22 protein-coding genes are annotated in these 25,463 nt (G+C 42.6%); 13 read left to right on the forward strand and 9 right to left on the reverse strand.

All coding sequences use genetic code 11. The features are described 5' to 3' along the window. Positions 1 to 268 precede the first annotated feature (268 nt). From N518_RS0101205 to N518_RS0101235, 7 genes are all read left to right on the forward strand, one after another. The gene (locus N518_RS0101205; RefSeq protein WP_005023440.1) at positions 269 to 673 is read left to right on the forward strand and encodes a DUF4124 domain-containing protein; all 405 of its coding nucleotides are present in this window, start codon (positions 269 to 271) and stop codon (positions 671 to 673) included. A 116-nt stretch (positions 674 to 789) separates the two neighbouring features. Then, positions 790 to 3,411, forward strand: coding sequence for a leucine--tRNA ligase (gene leuS / locus N518_RS0101210; protein WP_005023438.1), 2,622 nt, complete (start codon positions 790 to 792; stop codon positions 3,409 to 3,411). Between the two features lie 27 nt (positions 3,412 to 3,438). Further along, entirely contained in the window at positions 3,439 to 3,954 is a 516-nt protein-coding gene (lptE, locus tag N518_RS0101215; protein WP_005023436.1) for an LPS assembly lipoprotein LptE, read from the forward strand. Positions 3,955 to 3,973: 19 nt separating this feature from the next. Next, positions 3,974 to 4,969, forward strand: coding sequence for a DNA polymerase III subunit delta (gene holA / locus N518_RS0101220; protein WP_005023431.1), 996 nt, complete (start codon positions 3,974 to 3,976; stop codon positions 4,967 to 4,969). Positions 4,970 to 5,080: 111 nt separating this feature from the next. Beyond that, positions 5,081 to 6,421 (forward strand): MacA family efflux pump subunit, encoded by a 1,341-nt coding sequence (locus tag N518_RS0101225; protein ID WP_017400738.1) that lies wholly within the window; start codon positions 5,081 to 5,083, stop codon positions 6,419 to 6,421. A 2-nt stretch (positions 6,422 to 6,423) separates the two neighbouring features. Continuing rightward, the gene (locus tag N518_RS0101230) at positions 6,424 to 8,412 is read left to right on the forward strand and encodes a MacB family efflux pump subunit (protein ID WP_026443922.1); all 1,989 of its coding nucleotides are present in this window, start codon (positions 6,424 to 6,426) and stop codon (positions 8,410 to 8,412) included. A gap of 10 nt (positions 8,413 to 8,422) precedes the next feature. Further along, complete coding sequence (locus tag N518_RS0101235) at positions 8,423 to 9,826, forward strand: efflux transporter outer membrane subunit (RefSeq protein WP_005023424.1); 1,404 nt, start codon at positions 8,423 to 8,425, stop codon at positions 9,824 to 9,826. A 284-nt stretch (positions 9,827 to 10,110) separates the two neighbouring features. Here N518_RS0101235 and N518_RS0101240 read toward each other — a convergent pair whose 3' ends face one another. From N518_RS0101240 to N518_RS0101250, 3 genes are all read right to left on the reverse strand, one after another. Continuing rightward, entirely contained in the window at positions 10,111 to 10,914 is an 804-nt protein-coding gene (locus tag N518_RS0101240; RefSeq protein WP_005023422.1) for an enoyl-ACP reductase FabI, read from the reverse strand. A 147-nt stretch (positions 10,915 to 11,061) separates the two neighbouring features. Then, entirely contained in the window at positions 11,062 to 11,793 is a 732-nt protein-coding gene (locus N518_RS0101245; RefSeq protein WP_005023419.1) for a Bax inhibitor-1/YccA family membrane protein, read from the reverse strand. 211 nt (positions 11,794 to 12,004) lie between these two features. After that, positions 12,005 to 12,436 carry an RcnB family protein gene (locus tag N518_RS0101250; RefSeq protein WP_005023417.1) on the reverse strand — a complete coding sequence of 144 codons (432 nt, stop codon included), beginning with the start codon at positions 12,434 to 12,436 and terminating at the stop codon, positions 12,005 to 12,007. Positions 12,437 to 12,600: 164 nt separating this feature from the next. Between N518_RS0101250 and N518_RS0101255 the strand changes: the two genes are divergently transcribed. Further along, positions 12,601 to 13,047, forward strand: a complete 447-nt coding sequence (locus N518_RS0101255) for a hypothetical protein (protein ID WP_005016416.1) — start codon at positions 12,601 to 12,603, stop codon at positions 13,045 to 13,047. A gap of 52 nt (positions 13,048 to 13,099) precedes the next feature. On the opposite strand, the gene N518_RS0101260 is transcribed toward N518_RS0101255, so the two are convergent. Beyond that, positions 13,100 to 14,563: a phospholipase D family protein gene (locus N518_RS0101260; protein ID WP_005023413.1), complete on the reverse strand. Its 1,464-nt coding sequence runs from the start codon at positions 14,561 to 14,563 to the stop codon at positions 13,100 to 13,102. 102 nt (positions 14,564 to 14,665) lie between these two features. Next, positions 14,666 to 16,765: a zinc piracy TonB-dependent receptor ZnuD gene (gene znuD, locus N518_RS0101265; protein WP_005023410.1), complete on the reverse strand. Its 2,100-nt coding sequence runs from the start codon at positions 16,763 to 16,765 to the stop codon at positions 14,666 to 14,668. Positions 16,766 to 16,895: 130 nt separating this feature from the next. Between znuD and N518_RS0101270 the strand changes: the two genes are divergently transcribed. The 5 genes from N518_RS0101270 to N518_RS0101290 all read left to right on the forward strand — a co-directional run bounded on the left by N518_RS0101270 (position 16,896) and on the right by N518_RS0101290 (position 21,997). After that, a complete protein-coding gene (locus tag N518_RS0101270) occupies positions 16,896 to 17,660 on the forward strand; it encodes a DUF4184 family protein (RefSeq protein WP_026443923.1) in 765 nt (254 codons plus the stop codon). A gap of 206 nt (positions 17,661 to 17,866) precedes the next feature. Beyond that, a complete protein-coding gene (gene aspS / locus N518_RS0101275; RefSeq protein ID WP_026443924.1) occupies positions 17,867 to 19,645 on the forward strand; it encodes an aspartate--tRNA ligase in 1,779 nt (592 codons plus the stop codon). 138 nt (positions 19,646 to 19,783) lie between these two features. After that, positions 19,784 to 20,002, forward strand: a complete 219-nt coding sequence (locus tag N518_RS0101280) for a hypothetical protein (RefSeq protein WP_001251491.1) — start codon at positions 19,784 to 19,786, stop codon at positions 20,000 to 20,002. Then, positions 20,002 to 20,940, forward strand: a complete 939-nt coding sequence (locus tag N518_RS0101285; RefSeq protein WP_001170031.1) for a CgeB family protein — start codon at positions 20,002 to 20,004, stop codon at positions 20,938 to 20,940. The genes N518_RS0101280 and N518_RS0101285 overlap by 1 nt, the downstream gene beginning before the upstream one ends. Before the next feature lie 37 nt (positions 20,941 to 20,977). Beyond that, positions 20,978 to 21,997, forward strand: coding sequence for a glycosyltransferase family 2 protein (locus tag N518_RS0101290; protein WP_000498151.1), 1,020 nt, complete (start codon positions 20,978 to 20,980; stop codon positions 21,995 to 21,997). A gap of 27 nt (positions 21,998 to 22,024) precedes the next feature. Here the strand turns inward: N518_RS0101290 and rfbC are convergent, their stop codons facing one another. Genes rfbC through rfbB form a run of 4 tightly spaced genes read right to left on the reverse strand, consistent with a single transcriptional unit; the run spans position 22,025 to position 25,416 of the window. Beyond that, positions 22,025 to 22,576 (reverse strand): dTDP-4-dehydrorhamnose 3,5-epimerase, encoded by a 552-nt coding sequence (rfbC, locus tag N518_RS0101295; RefSeq protein WP_001195721.1) that lies wholly within the window; start codon positions 22,574 to 22,576, stop codon positions 22,025 to 22,027. Next, positions 22,566 to 23,456 (reverse strand): glucose-1-phosphate thymidylyltransferase RfbA, encoded by an 891-nt coding sequence (gene rfbA, locus N518_RS0101300; RefSeq protein WP_000054001.1) that lies wholly within the window; start codon positions 23,454 to 23,456, stop codon positions 22,566 to 22,568. The genes rfbC and rfbA overlap by 11 nt, the downstream gene beginning before the upstream one ends. Next, positions 23,453 to 24,346, reverse strand: a complete 894-nt coding sequence (gene rfbD, locus N518_RS0101305; protein WP_000698332.1) for a dTDP-4-dehydrorhamnose reductase — start codon at positions 24,344 to 24,346, stop codon at positions 23,453 to 23,455. The genes rfbA and rfbD overlap by 4 nt, the downstream gene beginning before the upstream one ends. Before the next feature lie 2 nt (positions 24,347 to 24,348). Continuing rightward, the gene (gene rfbB / locus N518_RS0101310) at positions 24,349 to 25,416 is read right to left on the reverse strand and encodes a dTDP-glucose 4,6-dehydratase (protein ID WP_000670932.1); all 1,068 of its coding nucleotides are present in this window, start codon (positions 25,414 to 25,416) and stop codon (positions 24,349 to 24,351) included. Between the last annotated feature and the right edge of the window lie 47 nt (positions 25,417 to 25,463).

The raw sequence follows: 25,463 nt of genomic DNA on the forward strand, positions 1-25,463 counted from the left end.
TTAAAAAAATTATAAATATATTTTTTAACAAATAGAATCAGTATTTTAATTATAAAAAAAAGTTTAAGCTCTCTTAAAAAAATTGAATATAAAAAGTTATATGTATAATTCTCTGTATAAAAAATTACCCATATTCTTCTTTCTAAATTAAATATAATGAGGCAGATTAGTCACTGATAATTACTACCTATTTAAACAGGTGTATTTTAATAGTATCTATTGCTTGGAAACGCTAAACCCTTCTCTGATTTTTATAAGGATGAAAGCCATGGTATTGAGTTCATTAAAGCGTAAAAGTTTGATACATCTAATTATTATCAGTATGGGTGCAGGCCTTAGCCAACCGTTATTAGCACAGCAATATTATAAATGGGTAGACCGTAAAGGGACAACTCACTATACGACCACTCCACCGCCCAAAACAGCCAAGAAAAAAGGCAAAGTGGAAACTTATGGCTGGCATAATTCAGCCCCACTCAATACAAACCAGCCTAATACTCAAGATAGCCAAGCTGTCGCATTGCCGCAGAATATGCAGACGCCACAAGTTAATTCTGTACCATCCAGTAATTCTCAGCAAAATGGACAAACGCAGGCTATTCCAGTCCTTCCTGCTGCTGCCCCTCAAACACTGGCAACTCCTTCAGAAAATGTGAATCAGCAGCCTCGTTAAGCCAATCTTTGATTAAAGTACAACTTTTCATAAAGAAAGCATCTGCAAAATTCACATTTAGGTATATTTTGCGCTATGCTTTCCACAAAATTTTTATTGCTGTTCATTAGACGTTTATGACTACTCACATTGACCCTGAATATCAAGCGAGCGCGATTGAACCTCAAGTCCAACAAGACTGGGATAATCGTAAAGTATTTAAAGTTGCCGATACGGTTGAAGGTAAGCACCGTTACATCCTTTCGATGTTCCCTTACCCAAGTGGCAAACTCCATATGGGTCATGTGCGTAATTATACGATTGGCGATGTCATTAGCCGATTTTATCGTCTGAAGGGTGAAACCGTGCTTCAGCCTATGGGTTGGGATGCGTTTGGCCTACCTGCTGAGAACGCGGCAATTGCACATAAAGTTGCTCCAGCAAAATGGACATTTGAAAATATCGCTTATATGCGAGACCAATTAAAAAAACTCGGCCTGTCTGTAGACTGGGATCGTGAATTTGCAACGTGTACACCAGAGTACTATCACTGGGAACAATGGTTGTTCGTTCAGCTTTATAAAAAAGGTTTGATCTACCGTAAGCTTTCAACAGTAAACTGGGATCCGGTTGACCAAACAGTTTTGGCCAATGAACAGGTAGAAAATGGCCGCGGCTGGCGTTCTGGTGCATTGGTTGAAAAACGCGATATTCCAATGTACTACTTCCGAATTACGGATTATGCACAAGAATTACTAGACGATCTGGACACGCTCAAAGACGGCTGGCCTCAACAAGTGTTGACCATGCAACGTAACTGGATCGGTCGTTCTACAGGTATGGAAATTACTTTCCCATCTGCCAATACCGAAATTTATGCTGACGGCCTAACTGTTTATACAACACGTGCTGACACGCTTATGGGCGTGACATACGTGGCGGTTGCAGCAGAACACCCTCTTGCGCTTAAAGCTGCTGAAAATAACCCTGAATTGGCTGCATTTATTGAAGAATGCCGCATGGGTTCAGTTGCAGAAGCTGACTTGGCTACAGCCGAGAAGAAAGGTATGACAACAGGTTTGTTTGCAAAACACCCTGTAACTGGCGAAGAGCTTCCTGTCTGGATTGCGAACTACGTATTAATGTCTTACGGTTCTGGCGCAGTGATGGCTGTACCAGCACATGACGAACGTGACTTTGAATTTGCTAACAAGTTCAACTTGCCAATTAAGCAAGTGATTGATGCCAAGGGCACTGATGATGCAGAGTATTCTGCAACTGAATGGCAAGAATGGTACGGTTCTAAAGAAGGTAAACTTGTTAACTCTGGCGAGTTTGATGGTTTAGAATTCCAGGCTGCATTTGATGCATTCCTTGCGAAATTAGAGCCACAAGGCTTAGCAAATTCTAAAGTTCAATTCCGTTTACGTGACTGGGGTGTTTCTCGTCAACGTTACTGGGGTTGTCCAATTCCAATGATTAACTGTGATACTTGTGGTCAAGTCACAGTTCCAGAAGACCAACTTCCGGTTGTATTACCAACTGATGTTGTTCCAGATGGCTCAGGTAACCCGCTTAATAAAATGCCTGAGTTTTTCGAGACCAAATGTCCTTGCTGTGGTGGCGATGCACGCCGTGAAACAGATACATTGGACACATTCGTAGAATCATCTTGGTACTACGCACGCTATGCATCTCCAGATTTTACTGGCGGTATGGTTAAACCTGAAGCTGCTCAAAACTGGCTTCCAGTCAATCAATACATTGGTGGTGTTGAACACGCGATTCTTCACTTACTTTATGCACGTTTCTTCCACAAGTTAATGCGTGATGAAGGTGTTGTACAAGGTAATGAGCCATTTACCAACTTGTTAACTCAAGGCATGGTACTTGCAGATACTTTCTATCGTGAAGCAGAAAATGGTAAGAAAACTTGGTTTAATCCTGCTGATATCGAACTCGAACGTGATGAGAAAGGCCGTATCATTTCTGCAAAATATACAGGGGATGGTCAAGAAGTGATTATCGGCGGACAAGAAAAAATGTCCAAGTCAAAAAATAACGGTATCGACCCGCAAGCGATTATTGACCAGTACGGCGCAGATACAGCTCGTGTATTCATGATGTTTGCTGCCCCACCAGATCAGTCACTTGAATGGTCGGATGCAGGTGTTGAAGGTGCAAACCGCTTCCTGAAACGGGTATGGCGTTTAGCCACTGGCTTCCTTGAAAAAGGTAACAATGCATCAAACATCGACAAAACTGCATTGTCTGCTGCCGCGCAAGACTTGCGTCGTAAAACACATGAAACCATCCAGAAAGTTAGTGATGATATTGAACGTCGTCATGCATTTAACACAGCCATTGCGGCAATGATGGAACTGTTGAATGCCAATAACAGGTTTGAGGCAAAAGATGATAATGATGTGGCAGTTGCACGTGAATCTATCATGGCACTGCTTACATTGCTTGCTCCTTTCGCGCCACACTTAAGTCAGACATTACTGGCCAAGTTTGGAAGTGATTTAACCGCTGCACTGTTCCCTGTTGTGGATGAGTCTGCATTGGCTCGTAATACGCAGACTATTGTGGTACAAGTAAACGGTAAACTTCGTGGCAAACTTGAAGTTGCTGTCGATATTTCTAAAGAGGAACTGTTGGCTCAGGCCAAAGCCCTGCCAGATATCCAGCAGTTCCTGACAGGACCAACCAAAAAAGAAATTGTTGTGCCAAACAAACTGGTTAACTTGGTCGTTTAATTAAATATATAGCAAAGGGGAAATGGCATGCACCTGGCCCAACGTTTAGCAGCAATTGTTTTAACTTTAGGCTTAAGTGCAGGCCTGGTTGGCTGTGGGTTTCATCTCAAAGGAACAGAACCTACAGCAATGCCTCTGGCCTATCAAAAATTAAGTCTTGTCTTGCCTGCAAATGCTGAAGAGCTACAGAGTCAGTTAAGTATTTATCTGACTGCCGCAGGCATTCAGCTGACCAATTCACCAAATGCTTATGTACTTCGGGTAGTAGAATATACACCAAGACGCCAACTGCTTAATGGTAAGCTCACGGAGGTTTTACTGCGTCTGACTGTCACCATCCAGATTGAAGATCATCAGGGTAATCCGGTCACCGAACCACGTACCCTTACTGCATCACGCAGCTACCAGTATGATGTGGAAACTGTAAATACAGATAATCAGGAAGAAGGCTATTTACAGCGGCTACTAATTGATGATATTGTCCAGCAAATCAGTCGCCAGATCAGCTCTAACCGCTTGCCGCGTATACAGAATGTATCCTGACAGCCTGTAAATACAGTTTATGAAAATTGATTACCTCCAAGCTTTAAAACGTGTCACGGATGCTCGCGGTACGTGGATCCTGCACGGGCAGGAACCATTACTGGAACAGAACCTGCTTGATGCATTTCGCCAGTCATGGCAGGTACAGGAAACTGAACGGCAGCGTTATGATATTTCCAGTGTTTCTGACTGGAAGCATGTCTTTAACGCACTTAATAGCCTGTCATTATTTTCACAGCATCTTGCCGTTGAAGTACACGGCAATATCAAACCAGATGCTGGCGCCCTCAAGCAGCTGAAAAACTATATCCAGCATAATGAGTCTAACCTACTGTTAGTGGTGATGCCAAAGCAGGACAGTAGCAGTCTCAAATCTGCCTTTTTTCAAGTAGTTGAGGCAAATGGTGTAGTGGTGCCACTAGTGGCGAATTATCCTAAGGAACGCCAGCAGATTTTAAGTATTGAGGCAGAAAAGCTAGGTATCCAGCTGGATCAGGAAGCCTGGCAGTGGCTCATGCAGCACCATGAACATAATCTGCTTGCTGCAAAAAACAGCCTGATGCGTGTTAGTGATACGTTTCCCGAACAGCGGTTAATTCTCACTGAACATTTATATGCCTGTTTACAGGACCAGTCACGTTATAGCACCTATGATCTGAGCGATGCTTTGTTAGCTGGCAATCTGGCACAGTCAATCCGTATTTTCCAGTATCTGCTGGCCTCAGGTGAACCCATGAGCCTAATACTCTGGACTATTAGCCGTGAAATGCGGCTATTGATGCAGTTATTTGAGCAACCACAGAATGCACTGCAACTGGGCATCTGGAAGACTAAAATCTCCAGTTACCAGCAGGCTTTACGCCGTCTTAATCCGAGACAGTTTTTAACCTGGCCGGGTTTGCTGTTGCACATTGATGCTGCAATTAAGGGCATGAGTGAAGAAAATGCCGAGCATCTCTGTCAGCAGGCAATTGCCGAACTATGCGGTGTTAGCCTATTTGAATACTCAGCCTGATTAAAACAGTTGAGTAAATGTAACTCATTATCAGATATTTAAAAAAATTCAATATTTATCCTCATTTTATTCTTATACTTAAACAAATTTTTTCCCTTAACCTGAATCATCATGCGAAAAATAAAGCCAACCAAAGCGATTATCATCGCAGTCAGTATTGCCATAATTGCAGCCCTTGCCTGGTATTTTCTGAAGCCGGAACCTGAACAGCCGCAATATATTACCGCTGAGGTCACACGCGGCAATATTGAAGATTCGGTACTGGCAACAGGTATCCTGGAAGCGACTCAAATGGTTAATGTCGGGGCCCAGGTTTCTGGTCAGGTCAAAAAAATGAATGTGAAACTGGGAGATCAGGTAAAGCAAGGCCAGCTGATTGCACAGATTGATTCGATTCGTCAAGAAAATGAAGTTAAGACTGCTGAGGCGAATATCAAAAACCAGCAGGCGCAGCTGGCGGTCAGACAGGCCAATCTGGCTAAAGTTGAAGCTGAGTACCAGCGCCAGCGGAACATGTACGCACAGGATGCTACCTCACGTGCTGAATATGAATCTGCTCTCGCCAGTTATCGTACTGCTCAGGCAGAAATTGCAGCAATTAATGCCCAGATTGAACAGTCGCGTTTAACCTTAGCTACTGCGCGTGAAGATTTAGGCTATACCCGCATTGTAGCACCAATGGATGGTACTGTCGTTGCGATCGTGACTGAAGAAGGTCAGACCGTAAACGCAAACCAGAGTGCACCTACCATTGTTAAGCTGGCAAAACTCGACAATATGACTATCAAGGCTGAAATTTCTGAAGCTGATGTAATGAAAGTAGAGCCTGGCCAAAAAGTCTATTTTACGACACTAGGTGATAGTGAAACTAAACACTATGCCAGCCTGCGTCAGGTTGAGCCTGCGCCAACCTCAATCAATTCAGAAACTACCAATAATACTTCAAGCTCATCCAGTACTGCGGTGTACTATAACGCACTATTTGATGTGCCCAATGAAGATGGCAAGCTGCGTATTGATATGACTGCACAGGTCTACATTATTCTGGCAGAAGCCAATAACGTGTTAACTGTACCGGCTTCTGCCCTTACAACTGCCAACCGTCCACAACGTACACGTGGTGAAGGCAGTAGCGCAGCAGGCGGTGATAAACGCCCAGATAGAAATACTGATAGTAAATCTGCAAACCCGAACCGCCCGCAACGTCTTAACCTGACTGCCGAGCAGCGTCAACTGGTGGCACAAGGTAAGGCCAAACTCTCGAGTGTCAGGATATTACAAGCTGATGGTAGTAGCCGTCCACAACAGGTACTGGTGGGTCTGAATAACCGAGTCACTGCAGAAATTATTGCAGGGCTCAAACAGGGTGATCAGGTCATCATTGCAGATGGTTCCGATAACTCGAATGAAAATGCCAAACGCAGTAATCGTGGCGGCCCAATGAGAATGTAAGCATGAGTCAGAATCAGCAGCAACCTTTACTGGAGGTCAGCCAGCTCACTCGTGAATTTCCGGCGGGTGAAGGCACTGTCCAGATTCTTAAAGGCATTGATCTAAAAATTTATCCAGGTGAACTGGTGGCTATTATTGGTCAGTCCGGTTCCGGCAAGTCGACCTTGATGAATATTCTGGGATGTCTGGACAAGCCCACACAGGGTAGTTACAAGGTCAATGGTAAAGAAACCCGTAAACTGGAACCAGATGAGCTGGCTCAGTTGCGCCGTGAGTATTTTGGCTTTATTTTTCAGCGCTACCATCTGCTGGGTGATTTGAGTGCAGCAGGGAATGTAGAAGTTCCAGCAATTTATGCAGGTGCAGACAGCACTGAACGGCATGAACGCGCACAGAAATTACTGACAGATTTAGGCTTAGGAGATAAGACCCAAAACCGTCCAAGCCAGTTATCTGGCGGACAGCAACAGCGTGTTTCAATTGCCCGTGCGCTCATGAATGGCGGTGATGTCATCTTGGCTGACGAACCAACTGGCGCGCTAGATAAGCATAGTGGTGTAGAAGTAATGCGCATTTTGCGTGAACTGAATGCCAAAGGCCATACGATTATTCTGGTAACACACGATATTAATGTTGCCAAAAATGCCACACGAATTATCGAAATCAGTGATGGACAGATTATTGATGACCGGCCAAACATACCGGAATATCAGGAAAATGAAGCAGCGCTAGAGCCAGTACAAACCTTAGTAAAAGAACCACAAGCAAAAATTTCATCTTGGCGCTCGGCCTTGGACCGTTTAGGTGAAGCATTTCGTATGGCCTTACTGGCCATGAATGCGCACCGGATGCGGACCTTTCTGACTATGCTGGGTATTATTATCGGGATTGCTTCGGTAGTTTCAGTGGTAGCACTCGGTAATGGTTCACAAAAACAGATCTTGGAAAATATCAGCAGTCTGGGTACCAACACTATTACCATCTATCAGGGTCGTGGATTTGGCGATAATTCGCGCTCTTCTCAGGTAAAAACCCTGATTCCGGCTGATGCCGATGCATTAGCAGATCAGCCTTATGTCCAGGGTGTTTCTCCGACAGTCAATAACAGTGTCACTGGCCGTTTTAAGGATACTGAGGCTTCGATTACTGTAAATGGAGTCAGTGATCAGTTCTTTGATGTGCGCGGTTTAAATTTCACTGCAGGGCAGGCATTTGACAAATTTGCTATTAATGAACGCTCGCAGGATGTGGTCATTGATAGTAATACTCAAAAGACCCTGTTTGCAGTTGGTTCCGATCCGATTGGACAGGTCATTTTGCTCGGAAGCGTACCAAGTCGAGTGATTGGTGTAGTCGAAGCCAATGCCGGTATGTTTGGTTCCGACAGTTTGAATGTATACCTGCCCTACTCTACTGTAATGAGCCGGATGCTGGGTCAGTCCAATGTACGTAGTATTATTGTACGGGTAAAAGATGAATATTCCAGTTCGGCCGCTGAAAATGCCATTCTATCTTTACTGGAACAGCGTCATGGTGCTCAGGACGTTTATAGTCAGAACTCGGATAGCATCCGCGAAACCATTGAGAATACAACCAAAACCATGACCCTGCTGGTGTCTGCAATTGCAGTAATCTCTCTGGTCGTGGGCGGAATAGGGGTTATGAATATTATGCTGGTTTCAGTCACCGAACGTACCCAGGAAATCGGGGTACGGATGGCGGTAGGAGCACGCCAGAGTGATATTCTGCAACAGTTCCTGATTGAAGCCATACTGGTCTGTATTCTGGGCGGGATTCTGGGCGTTTTGCTTTCCCTCGGTTTAGGCCAGCTGGTTACCAAGCTCTCTAACGGGTCTTTCCAGATGGCTTACTCCACCACCTCCATGATTGCAGCCTTTGTCTGCTCCAGCATGATTGGTATTGTATTTGGATTTTTACCGGCACGTAATGCTGCACAGCTTGATCCTGTTGCCGCCCTTTCAAGAGAATAAGGAGAATTTCATGTCTTTGCAGTTGACTAAACTTGCTGCCGCACTTTTTCTGACAAGTTCTCTGGTCGGCTGTGCGGCAATGGTAAAAACACCATATGAGCAGCCAAATATACAAATTCCGGGCAGCTTTCAGAACAGCCCGGTAAATGGCAAGCAAATTCATGCCAATGTTTATGCAGATCAATGGTGGACACTGTTTGGAGACCAGCAGTTAAACACTCTGGTAAATCAGGTTTTAGCCAGCAACACAGATTTAGCTGTCGCGGGACTAACTCTACGTCAGGCGCGTTTACGTGCCGAGCTGGCACGTAATGCCGAGTTACCCCGGGTAAATGCGGGTGTCTCGACAGGACATCGGATTGATCTGAATTCAGGCGATGACCAGTCGCAGGGGGTATCACTCAGCAGTGGAGTGAGTTATGAAGTGGATCTGTTTGGTCGCTTAGACCGGCAGACTGAAGCTGCACGCTGGGAAGCCGCAGCAACGGCTGAGGATTTACAGGCTACTGCCCAAAGTCTGATTGGTAACACAGCAAATCTTTACTGGCAGTTAGGCTATCTGAATGAGCGCCTGGTTGTACAGAACCAGAACCTGCAAAGCTCACAAAAGCTTTTAGATCTGGTCCGGGTACAATACCGTGCAGGTGCTGTATCTGGACTGGAAGTAGCCCAGGCAGAACAGGCTGTACAAAGTCAGCGGGCCAGTTTGAGCCAGTTACAACAACAGCTGGTGGAGACACGCACTGCACTCGCTATACTTCTACAGATTCCGGTACAGCAGTTAAATATTCAGGAACCGCAGCGCTTGCCTGTCATCCGCCTGCCTGTTCTTGGCGCGGGTCTACCTGCAGAAATTTTAGCGCGTCGCCCAGATTTACGCGCTGCCGAGTTACGTTTACGTCAGGCATTGGCAACCAAAGATGCAACTCGAGCCAGCTATTATCCTTCAATCAGCCTGACTGGAAATCTGGGTTCAACCAGTACTTCCCTGACCCAGCTTTTACAAAATCCTGCGCTAACGCTGGGAGCGAATTTAAGCCTGCCTTTTTTGCAGTGGAATGATATGAAGCGTGATTTAGCTATCAGTGAACTGGATTATGAAAAAAGTATCTTGAACTATCGACAGACTCTTTATCAAGCTTTCGCTGATGTAGAAAATGCACTCTCAGCCCGGACTGAACTGGATAAACAGGTTCGCTATCAGGAACAGAATCTGGCTTTGGCGGAACGGACTGAACGTTTATATGAGGTACGTTATCGCAATGGTGCTGTGGCTTTAAGCAACTATCTGGATGCTCAAGAAACTACTCGTAATGCTCGTATTGCCTTGGTTCAGGCTAAACAGAACCAATATAATGCTTATGTTACCTTAATGCAGGCTTTAGGCGGCAGTCCCATTCAACAGCTTCCTTAAACAGAGAAAAACTTTAAAAAAGCTCATTGTTGGGCTTTTTTACTGCTTAATACCTGTTGTTTTGAATTTCGTTAATAATCAGTTTTTAATTTCTCAAGTATTTATATATTATTCAGTATTTAAACTTAGCCATAAATTTTTATTTCATCAGCCCGTTCGATTCTAGAAAAACTTACTTTTATAAACGCCCTTAAGAACTTAAGACTAGCCCTTTTTAGATTTAATGAAAATAGGACTATAAAAATAAAAACGGCCTGTAATGGCCGTTTTTAAGTGAATATTTTTTATTCAGTTTCTAGTAAAGCCTGGCTCATGCCAACTGTATTAAAACCAGAATCAACATACAGGATTTCGCCAGTGATACCAGATGCCCATGGAGAACACAGGAATAAAGCCGCATTTCCGACTTCTTCAATAGTGACATTACGGCGTAATGGCGCAACACGTTCATTAGCATCTAGCATTTTACGGAAAGATTTAATTCCGGAAGCTGCCAGTGTACGGATTGGACCGGCAGAAATGGCATTGACACGAATACCTTTAGGACCCATGCTTGATGCCAAGTAACGAATACCAGCCTCTAATGAGGCTTTAGCCATACCCATGACATTATAGTTAGGCATCACGCGCTCTGAACCTTGGTAGGTTAGCGTGAGTACACAGCCCTGACGTGCCTGCAGTAAAGGCTTGGCAGCACGTGCCATGGCAATCAGGCTGTAAGCACTAATGTCATGTGCAATACCGAAACCTTCACGGTCTGTAACCTCGGTAAAATCGCCATCGAGTGTATGTGCCGGAGCAAAGCCAATTGAATGCACTAAACCATCCAGACCATCCCAGTGCTTTGCCAGCTCGGTAAAGGCTGTTTCGATTTCAGCATCATTCGCCACATCACAAGGAAATACCAGTTGAGAACCGAACTGTTCAGCAAAATCATCCACACGTTTTTTTAATTTTTCATTCGGATAGGTAAAAGCCAGCTCAGCCCCTTCACGATGCAGTGCCTGTGCAATACCAAATGCAATCGATAACTTACTCGCAATACCCGCAATTAAAAAGCGTTTACCTGCCAATAATCCTTGTGCCATGGGATTCTCACTTTAAATAATTTGTCTGCATAATGCCAAGTCTTGAATAATTGTGAAATTGCATAAAGCACCTTTTTTTATATTTTTTCTTTTTATAAAAAATTGCCTCAATACATGAGGCAATTTTTGCAAATTTTATAGAGAAGATCAGTCATTCGATAACAGACCGATCAAACGCAGGAATGATATATACATCCAGACTAGAGTAGCCAGTAAGGCAATACCACACAGCCATTCCATGGATTTTGGTGCACCTTGGGCTGCGGCTGTCTCAATCAGGTCAAAATCCAGAATCAGGTTTAATGAAGCAATGACTGCAACAAATACGGCGAAACCAATACCTAGCCAGTTACTCTCAAACAGGTAAGGAATGGCCGAGCCAAAGGCAAACTGCATGATGAGCTGAATGACGAAGACAATACACAGCGCCAAGGTTGCAGACATCACCACTGCTTTAAATTTTTCAGTCGCACGGATAATCTGCATACGGTACAGGGCAAACATGACCAGTGTAGTCACAAAGGTAGCCAGTAAGGCCTGAAGTGGTGCGCCTGGGTATTTCAGTTGAAATACAAAAGAAATACCACCCAAGAAAGCACCTTCAAATAAAGCATAAGGAACGGCCAGTGTGGGAGCAGTATTAGGCTTAAACGTTGTCACCAATGCCAGAATCAGCCCCCCGAACATACCGACCAAGGCTGCTGAATAGGCTAGGTTGGCATTGGCAGTCATAGCGCAGTAAAAGAACAGCGCAATACCGACTACAGCAGATACAACAGTCAGCATCACTGATTTTTGAATTGCGCCACGGATGGTCATAGGCCGGTTGAAATCACTATAGGTTTCAACCCGGGTTAATACAGGGTTATTACTTTGCATAATTGAACTCAACATTTATTGTAATTTAGAGATAATCAAATTTTAAACCGAATTTCTTTTGTGCCGATGAAGAGCTTGCTTCTTTTTGTTAATTTAAGCTATTTCATTATAAATAGATTTATCTTTTATTAAAGTTATCAAAATAAGCACTTGAATTACTTATCTCTATTTAATACTCATAAAAACTACTGGTCTCTGAATTTATACACAGTTATTGAACTGGAACCAGCTGATAGTAACCAGAGGATAGCACCCAGCGGTAACCTCTTGGTGGAGCAGGTAATTTCGGCTCACTTCCCTCATCAATAGTATATTGGCTTCCCTGATACTGAGTTGGAAATTGACTATTCAAGATCACCTGTCGCTGATTACTGTATTCATAGTGTCTCGGTAGCTCATAACGGTACTCAATATAAGGCCCTCTCTGCTGTGGATAAGAATATTGAGGATAAGGCCGATGTGGACCTGTGCCCCATTGTGGAGGTCTTTGATGAGGCGGACGGTACTGTGGCGGAGGCAATGGCTTGACAGGGCGCTCTACACCGCGATAATTTCCCCAGCGGTTACTGCTGTCAGCAAAAACAGATAATGCCATTCCCAGACACAGGCTGCCAAGGACAGCTAGACGCAATAAGTTATGCATGGCAGTACTCCAGATCCATATATTTCTATCTTAGCCCTAAAACATGAATAAAAAATAAACATTTTTTAAAAATCTTATGCTCCAAACTGAAAGAACTAGCTGAAATCGGGTAAAAGCAAAAATATGCTAAGATGCGTTTTTGTTTTGCTATGGGAAACAGGTCTGTGTCTGACTTAAGCTTTGAACGGCTCTATCAATTTTTCAGTAGGGTTCCATGTGTACAGGAACAGCGAATTGCAGCACATGGAAATGATGGTGAACATGCCTGGTGGTTCAAATTTTACATCGATATTGAACACCCGCTAGCTTGGCAAACCGTACAGGAACTGGGCCATGTTTTGAATTATCTATCGACCAATGAACGCCTGCCCACACAGTTTTTACCCGTTTCACCTCCACCTTACATGAATGGAGCAGCCAAGGACTTTCTCGCTTGGGTAATTCAATGTAATCATGTAGATTTTCCGCCTGATGTGGTTTGTGACTGGCTAGAAGCCCGCTTGCCGAATCCAGTGGATGATGAAAGTCAGTGGCATATTAAAACTGACCTGAGTGAACTGGAGAATTTGACACCTGCCGAACTTGATCAGTTGATCCCCCCCACTCACTGATTATTTTATCGGGCACGAGATTATATAAACCTCCTGCCCTTCTTAGAATATTCTAAAAAGTGGATATACCACTCCACTCCATAAAACGATATGTCCAGTATTTTAATTTTGAGTGATCAGCATATTGAGAATAAGGCACGCTCATAGACCGTCCATTCAGATTAGACCAAGCTGTATCAAAATAGCGTTGAGCATCAACAAAAACCTGTGCTTGCGGCTGACCAACTACTCTTAAATCTGTTTCCAGATTATAATTTTTCAAATTTCTTGCAGTAAAGTTAGCAGAGCCGGCAATTATTTCACTTTGATTCTCACCACGTTTCAACAGTATTTTGCTATGACATTGCTCGCCTTGGGTATTACACCAGCGTAAAGGAATCCCCACCTGATGCAGCTCCATTGCTACTTGACGGTTAGGTATACCATTTTTCTGGCGGCCAAAAGCATCTTTATTCGGATCAAGTAGTATCCGCAATTTTACCCTCCGCTCATGGGCAGCAATTAATGCCTTAATAATATGCCGTTCCGAAAGGTAGAACATGGCCAGATCAATCTGTTCATTAGCCTTGGCAGAATTGATTAAATCCAGAGCTTTCCGGTAAATTGCTTCTTCTGTAAGAACTTGAACCTGAGGATAATTTGAATCCTCTTCAAACTCACCGACTACTACAACTGGCGCTTCTCCTTGAGACATTCCGGCTACAGCCTGCTCAGTTTTCAGCACATCCATAGCAGTATTGCCTGTTACGACCAGTCCAATGTTGGAGTGACGTGAACTGCCATCATGCGGATTGGCTGAAGTAACCAGTGCTTTCCAGCCAGCTTCAGTGTCAACCACCAGTGTTTTACGATGATTGGCTTTAAAATTAATGAGATGCAAATAGCTGCGTAAAGTTACCTTTTCCTGCCCGAACGGGTTGGGAAGCCAGCCTTTCTCTGGATTATTCCCTAATCCCTGACAACAGATATACCAGAAACCTGACCATAATGGATTAGAAGCCCGCAATGGTGTTAAGTCAGTTTCTATAACCTCAATACCACTTTTACGCAATTGTCGGTAATGTTCAGGCGCAATTCCCCCATAGACTGAATTTATCGGGTCAGTAATCACGGTAATATCAATACCCGGAATTTGTCGGCGCTTACTGATCAGCGCATTGGTGAGTTCTTGGGTGAGAGGACGGTGCGTAGTCTTGGCGGCACCAATTTCGGGATTATATAAAAACATATCCAGCACAATGGTCGTGCGGGCTTCCTGAATCAGTTTCAGCATTTCATTGAATATCTGCTGGTCCGCCTGCTGCCGTCCCTGAATATCAATATAGGTTTCATCGGCAAGAAACTTAATATTGGCATGGCGCAACCGGCCTTCGAAGTCCAGTCCTTCTGGTAGAGGTTTATAAATATGATAAATGGCTGAAGCGAAGTACCCTACAGCCATTAAGGCTATAATCGTAGCGATATAACGGCGGCCTGACCAGTTCAGTTTATGATGAATTCGATGAAAGATACGCATATGATAAAACCTAACCCAATCGGTTCAGGCTAGGTTTTATCAGCTGATTTTTCAAGAGCTTTTTCGTGAGCCATTTTTATTTAAATAGCTCAAGCCTTTTATTTAAAAGTTAAAATCCAGCCCGACAGTAAAGTTACGGCCAACCTGTGGAATATTTGAAAGGAAAGAAGCGTGGTTATAAACCGTTTCATCCAGCAGATTATTGGCTTTCACATAGATGCGGTAATCGGTTTTATCTGTCGCTCGTGCCGAATAGGCCAAGCCCAGATTGACCATATTATAGCCTTCTGTTTCAGTTTCATACGCAGCAATTTTGTCTTGGGTAAAGACATGGTAATACTCAGCCATACCAGAGAAACCATGACCAAAGTCCGCATCAATCTTGCTACCTAGACGTCCGCCCGGAATCCGTGGTGCATTACCTTCTGTTTCGATCTTGCCACGAACATAATCACCAAATAGACTGGCTTTATAGCGTGGCGACAGCTGATAGGACACTTCACCTTCAGCACCATAAAAACGTGCTTTATCTTGTGTATATTCAACCAGGCGGAAGTTTTCGAAGCGGTCCAGTGTCTGAGCATAAATATAGTCATCAAACCAGTTATGGTAAGCATGAACATGATAATTCAGCTTGTCGCCCTCATAATGAAAACCCAGTTCGATGTTATTTGATTTTTCTATGTTCAGATTCTCATTACCGATTTCATAGGTATTGGTGGCCAAATGCTTGCCTTTGGCATAAAGTTCCTGAGCCAGAGGTAAACGCTCCTGATGCGAGGCAACCAGTGACAGTTTATAATCAGGCAAGAATTCCCAGTTAGCAGCGCCTGAATAAGAAAAGGCATGATCATCATAATTTTTTTGTGGTGAATCAATCTCAATCTTTTGCTGATCAAAACGCGCTGCCAGCTCAAAATGTACATCATTCCACTGGGTGTGTTCTAAAGCAAACAGGCTCCACTTATCTGTTGTGGTTGGCCCGGCAAATAAAGATTCTTCACCAGTAATATTCAGCTTCTGACGACCAAATTGCGTACCGATGACGCCTTCCCATGCTGCGACCGGCTGATGCACCATTTCCAGACGCGCATCATAACCCGTACTTTTAAATGTGGTAGCTGCTTCACCCTCTTCAATTTCATCATGTTTATAGTCGGTATAGCTGGCTTGAGCACGTAATTTTTTAAATCCGGCAAAAGGATCATCCAGCTCGGTTCTAAAATCATAGCGTTCAGACTTCAAATCAACCCAAGGACCGGCATGATCATGATCCTTTTCATGACTGTGCTCGTGTTCATGTCCCTCTTCATCATGATGATGTTCATCACCACAATGTAGATGAGGCCTACCGGATAAATAGGCTTCACAGCTTTCATATTCATGACTATGTCCAGGTAAACCATACTGGTCCTGGCGGTTCGTATAGGAAAGGCCGGTAAACCCGCGATCATGAATCCAGGAAAGTCCGACGCTGGCTGTATCGGATTGTGCGAAGGTATTATCAACCCTGCGTTCTTTTACCAGATGGCTGTGGTCGCCGTGGCTATGCTCATGATAATAGTCTGGCGCAATATAATTGTTGGCATCACGTTTTAGCCCTTCAACCCGAAGTGCCACCTGTTCTCCCAAAGCTAATGTCACACCTGCTGTTTCAAGCTTCTCATCATTACCACTGTTGTAACGCAGCCCTGCACGACCTTCATAACCATTATCAGGTATGCGTGTCGGAATTTTACTATCTGTAACATTAACCAGCCCTCCCACTGTACCGGCACCATACAGCAAGGTAGATGGCCCACGCACAATCTCTACCTGCTTGGCAAGCGCAGGGTCAACCATAACAGCATGATCAGGCGACAAGGTGGAGACATCCATGGTTTCTGAGGCATTTTGCAGTACCTTCACTCGTGCCCCCTCCTGCCCGCGAATTACAGGGCGGCTAGCACCGGGTCCGAACTGGTTGGAATATACCCCCACCTGATCACTTAAAGCTTCACCAATTGTTGTACCGCCCTGGATCAGTTGCTCTTTTTCAATAATATTATCTGCCGCCACGTAATCTACAGCGCTTTGTACCAGCGGATGAGCTGTTACCTGTATTGTTTCCAGCTGCTGAACAGAGCTATTTTCTTCAGCAAAAATTACCGGAGAAACCACCGCCATAATCGATAAAGTTAGAAAGTTCTTAGAAAACTGCATCTTGTTGACTCAAGTGTACTTTTAATAAAATGTTATATTATAACATTTCACTATTTTTGCAATAAAAAACATTCTAATAAAAAGTTTTAAGTAAACTGTGGTTCATTATTTTTAGTCTTTATCAGTTTTCATGCCTTTTACGCTCTCTCATGCAGTTTTGGCGCCACCACTAGCAAAACTTAGTGGTAACCGCCTGCCTCTGGCTGCATTAACCATTGGCTGCATGGTGCCTGACCTGATCCGTTTATTTGTTGCAGATGCTGCAGGTTATACTCACCAGTGGGCCTCAATACTGCATCCTAATTTATGGATTGGCCTAGCTTTCACGCTGGTTTGGTATCTGATTTACCGGCCTGCGTTATACCGTTTTTTAGGTATCCAGAAACCTCTAAATATTCATAGCCCTCTGCAAGCGCTTATTTTTTTAGTAAGCTGTAGTATTGCCATTTTACTGGGCACAGCAACGCATATCCTTTGGGACGGGCTAACTCATGCTGACTACAGAACTTTTGCCTTCTATAATTTTTTAAGTCAGGACATAACTCTTTTTGGTAATACTTATCCTGTCCATCTAGTGTTGCAGATTGGTACTTCAATATTGGCATTACCTGTTCTGTTTTGGTTTTCCTGGCGTTATTACCTGCATTATCGGCAGCACTTGAAAGTGTCTTCTAAAATTAAAAATTATTTTTGGATATTATTTGGTTTGGCATTCCTAGCTGGTGCATGGTCTGTTTATGACTACCTGAGCTATTTCAAGCCAGAGTTAATCTCATCTGAGCTTTATTTTTTTACTGGTAAATCTATTAACGAGTTCAGTCAGGCCTCACTGGCTATTTTCAGCTTGGGATGTATCCTGTTTTTAATTATAGATCGGCAACATCTTATGGATTAGTCATATTTTTTCTCTTAAATATTACTAATCTGACCAGAACCGATCCAAGATATTTCTCTTAAAAGCTATAAGCACAATTTATCAGGGTTTTTTGATCTAGTTCTTGTGACAGAATCTTCTAAGAGGCATAATCTCCCATTACCTTAAGGCGGTACGCTGTTTACGTATACGCTTTCACTAACCCATATAGTTGGATTTTAGACGCTATGATGCGAACTCATTACTGCGGTTCTTTAACCGAAGCTCAAATTGACCAAACCGTAACTCTGTGTGGCTGGGTACACCGTCGCCGTGACCACGGTGGTGTGATCTTCCTTGATATGCGAGACCGCGACGGTCTAGTTCAAGTGGTTATTGACCCAGATACACCTGAAGCGTTTGCAACAGCGGACAAAGCTCGTTCTGAATATGTATTGAAAATTACTGGTCGTGTACGTCGCCGCTATGCGGGTACAGAAAATGCCAATATGATCAGTGGCCAGATTGAAGTATTAGGTAAAGAAATTGAAGTTTTGGCTCAGTCTGAAACACCTCCATTCCCGTTGAATGATGAAAATACGAATATCTCTGAAGAAATTCGTTTGAAATACCGCTTTTTAGACATTCGCCGTCCGGAGATGCTGGACCGTTTACGTTTCCGTTCTAAAGTTACCAATCTGATCCGTAATTATCTTGATGAGAATGGCTTTCTTGATGTTGAAACTCCAATTTTAACTCGTGCAACGCCTGAAGGTGCACGTGATTACCTGGTACCAAGCCGTGTTTCAAATGGCAGCTTCTATGCCTTGCCACAATCTCCACAGCTATTCAAACAGTTATTGATGGTGGGCGGTATTGACCGTTACTACCAAATTGCAAAATGTTTCCGTGATGAAGACTTGCGTGCAGACCGCCAGCCTGAATTTACTCAAATCGATATTGAAACATCGTTCATGAGTGACGATGACATCATGGATTTGATGGAAGGTATGACTGTTAAGATGTTCGACGAACTTCTGGGCATCAAATTCGACAAATTCCAACGTATGCCGTATAGCGAGGCAATGCGTGACTACGCGTCTGATAAACCAGACTTGCGTATTCCCTTGAAACTCGTTGACGTTGCAGATTTAATGCAAGACGTTGAGTTCAAGGTATTCGCAGGTCCTGCAAAAGATCCGAAAGGCCGTATTGTCGCACTTCGCGTCCCAGGCGCAGGCTCACTTCCACGTAGCGCAATTGATGAATATACCAAGTTTGTTGGCATCTACGGTGCAAAAGGCTTGGCTTATATCAAGGTCAACGAACTTGAAAAAGGTATTGAAGGCCTTCAATCTCCAATCGTGAAATTCATTGAGCCAATCGTGCTGGATCTGTTGAAACGTGTTGGTGCTGAAAATGGTGACATCGTATTCTTCGGTGCGGATAAAGCGAAAGTCGTCAATGATGCAATGGGTGCACTTCGTGTGAAAATTGGTCATGACTTGAATCTTGCGACATGTGAGTGGGCTCCGCTTTGGGTGGTTGATTTCCCAATGTTCGAAGAAACAGATGATGGCAAATGGACCTCTGTTCACCACCCATTCACGCTGCCTAAATCAAGTGTTGAGGAAGTGAAGAACAATCCAGGTGAAGCATTATCTGTTGCTTATGATATGGTATTGAACGGTACTGAAATTGGTGGTGGTTCACTTCGTATTTATACTTTAGAAATGCAAAAAGCGATTTTTGAGGCTTTAGGCATTGAAGAAGAAGAAGCCGAAGAGAAATTCAGCTTCTTACTAAATGCGTTAAAATACGGTGCGCCTCCGCACGGTGGTTTAGCATTTGGTTTAGACCGTTTGGTGATGTTAATGACAGGTGCATCGTCTATTCGTGATGTAATTGCCTTCCCGAAAACCAAGACAGCTGAATGTCCATTGACTCAAGCACCAGCACCTGTTGAAGCAAACCAGCTTCGTGACTTGGGCATCCGCTTACGTGAACAACAAAAGAAAGAAGCTTAATTGCTCTTTAATAAAAAACCCTGCAATTGCAGGGTTTTTTATTAGAAATAAGATATATATTCGACTTACCTAAGCTATGCTTTGCGAATAAGCTGGTCAGTGGCATAATAAGGAGCTTTTAATTTAGAGGTCAGCTTTATGGCTATGCGCCCAGATGTACGACGACATGCTTTAGTCGTGATTGTATTCTCCCTCGCACAATGGTTTTTCATGCGCTACATCCTTGCGAATGAATTATTTAACCTCACGACGAACCAACGTATTCTTTATTTCTGTGTAAGCAGTTTAGTCGGTGCATTACTTATCTTTGTTGCACTGATTTATATGGTGCTCAAAGGTAATGCGGATAAAAAGTAATGCAAAAGAAACTGCTCATCATTGGTAAACGCAGCGGTATTTTGCAGTGGTACGAAAATATTCTTGCTGCTGCCCATCAAAGCCCTGATTATGAAATCCAAGGCTTTGCCTTAAATCATAACAATACCACCGATCGGTTTCTGAAAAAGCTATTACCAAACAAAGATATATATACGGCAAATTTACTCAAAAAGAAACTGCAAACGTTTCAGCCAGATTTGATTCTCATTGCCGATCTTTTTTATTTTAATGATCATTTACTGCAAGTTTTGGCAGACTTTCCATGCAAAAAAGCACATTGGATTGGTGACTTTTTTGATGAACGCTTATTAAAATCTAAAGACGTCATTGATTTATATTGCTTTACCGATTCTAGCTTTATCGAAGATGCGAGAGCAATGGGACTAAATCATGCCATTTATCTGCCTCTTGCTTATAATCCAAATGTCTTCTTTTCTAGCAATGAACAAAAAGATGATCGTCTTTTATTTGTAGGCGCATGGTCGCCTGATCGACAAGAGCTCATTGAACAGATTCCCCTTCCCCTCACTGTCTATGGGAAAGGATGGGATAAACTCAGCAAATCAAACAGTATTGTTCACCCTCACAATATTCCTTTGACTGAAGTTGCCGAACTCTACAGAACGCATCGTTACATCTTGAATGTCATTAACAAGAAAAATATTCGTCAAGGTATGAATATGCGTTGTTTCGAAGCTCCGGCTTGTGGTTGTATTTTGGTAAGCGAGTATGTTGAAGATCTAAACTATGCTTTTGATATCAAAAATGAAATTATTTCATTTGAGAATCCGCAAGAATTGCAATTGAAGTTAAAAGATCCAATAATCAGCGCTGAAGCAGCCATGTATAAAGTTCAACAGAGTCATACTTATAAAAATAGGATAGAGACCGTCGTTGACTTATTGCTTCAAGCTTAAGTTTTAGCTTTTTTAATTTTGTATAGGCCACCCTCACGTGTTTGTTAGTGTTATTGTTCCAAGTTATAACCATGACCAATATTTAGAAGACAGAATTGAGAGCATTCTTAACCAAAGCTATTCGCAATTTGAAGTGATTCTTTTAGATGATCTATCACCCGATCATAGTGCCGAAATTTTAGCGAAATACAAAAGCCATCCGAAAGTTTCACATTGCATCATCAATGAACAAAATTCAGGCTCAACATTTTGCCAATGGAACAAAGGCATGCATCTAGCAAAAGGCGATCTGATCTGGATTGCAGAGTCTGATGATGTTGCCGACTTACAATTTTTGGAAAAATTAGTCCCTCATTTTGAAAAAAATCCTAAGCTTGTTCTTGCCTACAGCCAATCTCATCGAATGAATGCACAAGGTGAAGTCACGGGTTCATGGAAAGATTTTACTGATCAAGTTGATTCAAAATTATTTGAAAATGATTTTGAAATGAATGGTCTCGAATATATCGAAAGATTTTTAAATGCTCAAAACACCATTCCAAATGCCAGTGGTGTCATTTTTAAAAAACAGACTTATTTCGATGTAGGTGGAGCTAATCCAAGTCTACGCTTTATTGGTGATTGGGAAATTTGGGCAAAAATCGTATCGCAAGGTGACATCTTCTTTACGCATGAGTGTTTAAATTATTTCCGCTACCATGACACCAGTGTTATTGCCCAAGCCAAAAAGAAAAAAGATCATTTTGAAGTAAGACGGCAAGTGATTTTGCTCCGCCAAAGCATGTCTCAATTCTTAAAAGACTATTCCAAGACACATCCAGAAGCCAAAAAGGCTTACTGTATTAACCAGCAGAGCTTATCTAAAGAATTGAGAAAAAATGCTTCTTTGGCAATTCGTCGTCGCTATTATGATCGAATTATTCCAACGAGTATCACTGCACTACAGACTCTACCTTTTTATGTTGTCCCTTTTTACATACTCAAATTACTTATTCAGTTCATTTTATCAACCTGTTTAGTCGCACCATATAAAATAATATTGAAACAGCCTCGATAAAAAAAGAGGAGATAAACTCCTCTTTTTTTATGCTTTAAATGCATCTGCAATTTGATCTTTATCACTCACCAACACCTCACCAACCTCATCAAGAGGCCAGTTAATCGCTAGTGTTGGATCATTCCAAATAATAGCGCCTTCACTTTCTTTATTGTAGTAATTGGTGGTTTTGTACAAAAACTGGGTATTGTCTTCAAGTGCGATAAAGCCATGAGCAAAACCTTCCGGTATCCAAAACATGGTTTTATTTTCTGCACTCAGTTCAACACCAACCCATTCACCATAAGTTTTTGAGTCAGGTCGAATATCTACCGCAACATCCCAAACACGACCTTGTACAACACGTACCAGTTTTCCTTGCGCATAAGGTGCATTTTGATAATGCAACCCACGTAACACACTCTTTTGAGACAATGAATGGTTATCTTGTACAAAAGTTGGAACAGGCAAGTTTAATTGTTCAAGTGCTTGTGCAAAACGTTGCTGATTAAAGCTTTCCATAAACCAGCCGCGATCATCACCAAATACATTTGGATGTAGAATCAAAAGCCCTTCTATTTTAGTCGTTTCAACCTGCATTTGACTCTTCCCAGATTTTTTTCAAATATTGACCATATTCTGTTTTTTTCAAAGCTTCAGCACTTTCTAAAAGTTTCTCTTTGCTAATCCAACCTTGATTGAAACCAATTTCCTCTAAACATGCGACTTTTAATGACTGACGCTTTTCTACAGTATAGATAAAGTGACCTGCTTCTAAAAGCGATTCATGCGTGCCCGTATCCAACCATGCAAACCCTCGCCCTAAAAGCTCCACATTCAATGAACCATCTTTCAGATATGCATTATTGATGTCAGTAATTTCAAGTTCGCCACGTGCAGATGGCTTCACTTGTTTAGCAAACTCTACAACACGATTGTCATAGAAGTACAAACCCGTCACGGCATAAGGTGATTTTGGCTTTAATGGTTTTTCTTCAATGCTGAGAACTTTTCCAGTTGGGTCAAACTCGACAACACCAAAACGCTCTGGGTCTGTCACATGGTAACCAAATACTGTTGCACCATGCTCTCGATTACTCGCAGCTTCTAATTGTTTGCCAAAACTTTGACCATAGTAAATATTGTCACCCAAGATCAAACAAACATTATCTTGACCAATAAACTCTTCACCAATTAAAAATGCCTGTGCCAAACCATCTGGAGAAGGTTGTACTTTATAAGTAAGTTCAATACCAAATTGAGAACCATCACCGAGCAGTTTTTCATATTGGGGTAAATCTTCTGGTGTCGAAATCAATAAGACTTCACGAATACCGGCAAGCATCAATACAGACAATGGATAGTAAACCATTGGTTTATCGTAAATTGGCAAAAGCTGTTTCGATACACCTTTGGTAATTGGATGTAAGCGTGTACCTGAACCACCCGCTAAAATAATACCTTTACGTTTGAGACTCATTTATTTAATAGCTCCACTATGGTTCGCTTTACACCATCTTGCCAGTTAGGTAGACAGAGTTTAAAAACATGCTGTATTTTTTGGTTGTTCAATCTTGAATTGTGTGGTCTGGTTGCTGGTGTTGGGTAAGCCTTTGTTGGAATTGGATTAACCTTTTGTACAATCAGCGCCTGTCCTAATGACCGTGCTTGCTCAAATACATAACTTGCGTAGCCAAACCATGATGTTTCACCACTCGCCACCAAATGATAGACACCAGCTTTACTCACATCGGCTACGACTTGAGGAATAGCATGTGCGGTAATATCAGCAATTAGCTCAGCAGAAGTTGGAGCACCAATCTGATCATCAATAATCGACAACTCTTCACGTTGCTGAGCCAAGTTCAACATCGTTTTCAAGAAGTTTTTTCCTTTACTTGCATAGACCCATGATGTTCTGAAAATTAGATGCTGACAGCCACTCTCAACAATTGCCTGTTCGCCTAATGCCTTGGTTTTACCATAGACATTTAATGGTGCAATTGCATCTGTTTCAACAAAAGCTGTTTCACCTGCCCCGTCAAAAACATAATCGGTAGAGTAATGCACAAATAAAGCTTTAATTTGCAAACATGCATCGGCTATAGCCTTTACAGTTTGATGATTCACAAGATCAGCCGAATCCTGCTCAGTTTCAGCCAAATCAACAGCTGTATAAGCAGAAGCATTAACGACTACATCGGGTTTTAGCGCCACAATCGTGTCAAAAATTGCCGATGGTTGAGTCATATCGCCAGATAGACCATTTAAACCATGACGGTCTAATGCAACTACCTCGCCCAAAGGAGCAAGCGCTCGCTGTAGCTCCCACCCAACTTGTCCATTTTTTCCAAGCAATAAGATCTTCATAGTTATCCTTGATATTGCTTGTTTAACCAAGACTGATATTCGCCACTTTGAACGTGTGCAACCCATTCAGTATTACTTAAATACCATTCAACGGTTTTACGCAGGCCCGTCTCAAACGATTCTTGCGGAACCCAGCCTAAGTCATTTTTAATTTTTGTCGCATCAATTGCATAGCGCACATCGTGACCTGGGCGATCTTTGACATAGGTAATTAAATCTTTGTACTGTGCTACACCTTCCGGCTTATTCGGTGCCAATTCTTCAAGTAATGTGCAAATCGCATGAACAACTTCGATATTGGCTTTTTCATTGTGACCGCCAATATTATAAGTTTCCCCAACCACACCTTGCGTTGCAACAGTAAAGAGTGCTCGTGCATGGTCTTCTACAAATAACCAGTCACGAATTTGCTGACCATTGCCATATACAGGGAGTGGCTTGGCTTGCAAAGCATTTAAAATCATAAGCGGAATCAATTTTTCCGGGAAATGAAATGGCCCATAGTTATTTGAACAGTTGGTCACCAACACCGGTAAACCATAAGTACGGTTCCATGCACGGACTAAATGGTCTGAGCTGGCTTTGCTTGCAGAATATGGTGAACTTGGTGAATACGATGTTGTTTCGGTAAATAGGTCGGTTGTACCTTCTAAATCACCATAGACTTCATCGGTTGAAATATGATGGAAGCGGAATGTTTCCTTTTTTGAACCATCAAGGGTTAACCAATAAGTACGGCTTGCTTCCAACATTTGGTATGTACCAATAATGTTGGTCTCAATAAAAGCATAAGGTCCTGAAATTGAACGATCTACGTGCGATTCAGCAGCAAGATGCATCACTACATCAGGTTGAAAACTTTTAAATAATTCATCTAAAGCTGTACGGTCACAAATATCGGTCTGAGAAAACTGATAACGTGGGTGATCGGCAACAGAGCTTAAAGACTCTAGATTTCCCGCATAAGTGAGCTTATCGACATTTAATACTTCATGTTCAGTATTTTGAACAATATGACGAACCACCGCCGAACCAATAAAACCTGCACCACCAGTAACCAAGAACTTCATAATAAATCATGTAACTCCATTTTCTTAGTCACGGATTTTATCACCTA

Origin of the sequence: Acinetobacter sp. UNC436CL71CviS28 (assembly GCF_000620525.1) — a bacterium.
Classification (GTDB): Bacteria; Pseudomonadota; Gammaproteobacteria; order Pseudomonadales; family Moraxellaceae; genus Acinetobacter; species Acinetobacter radioresistens.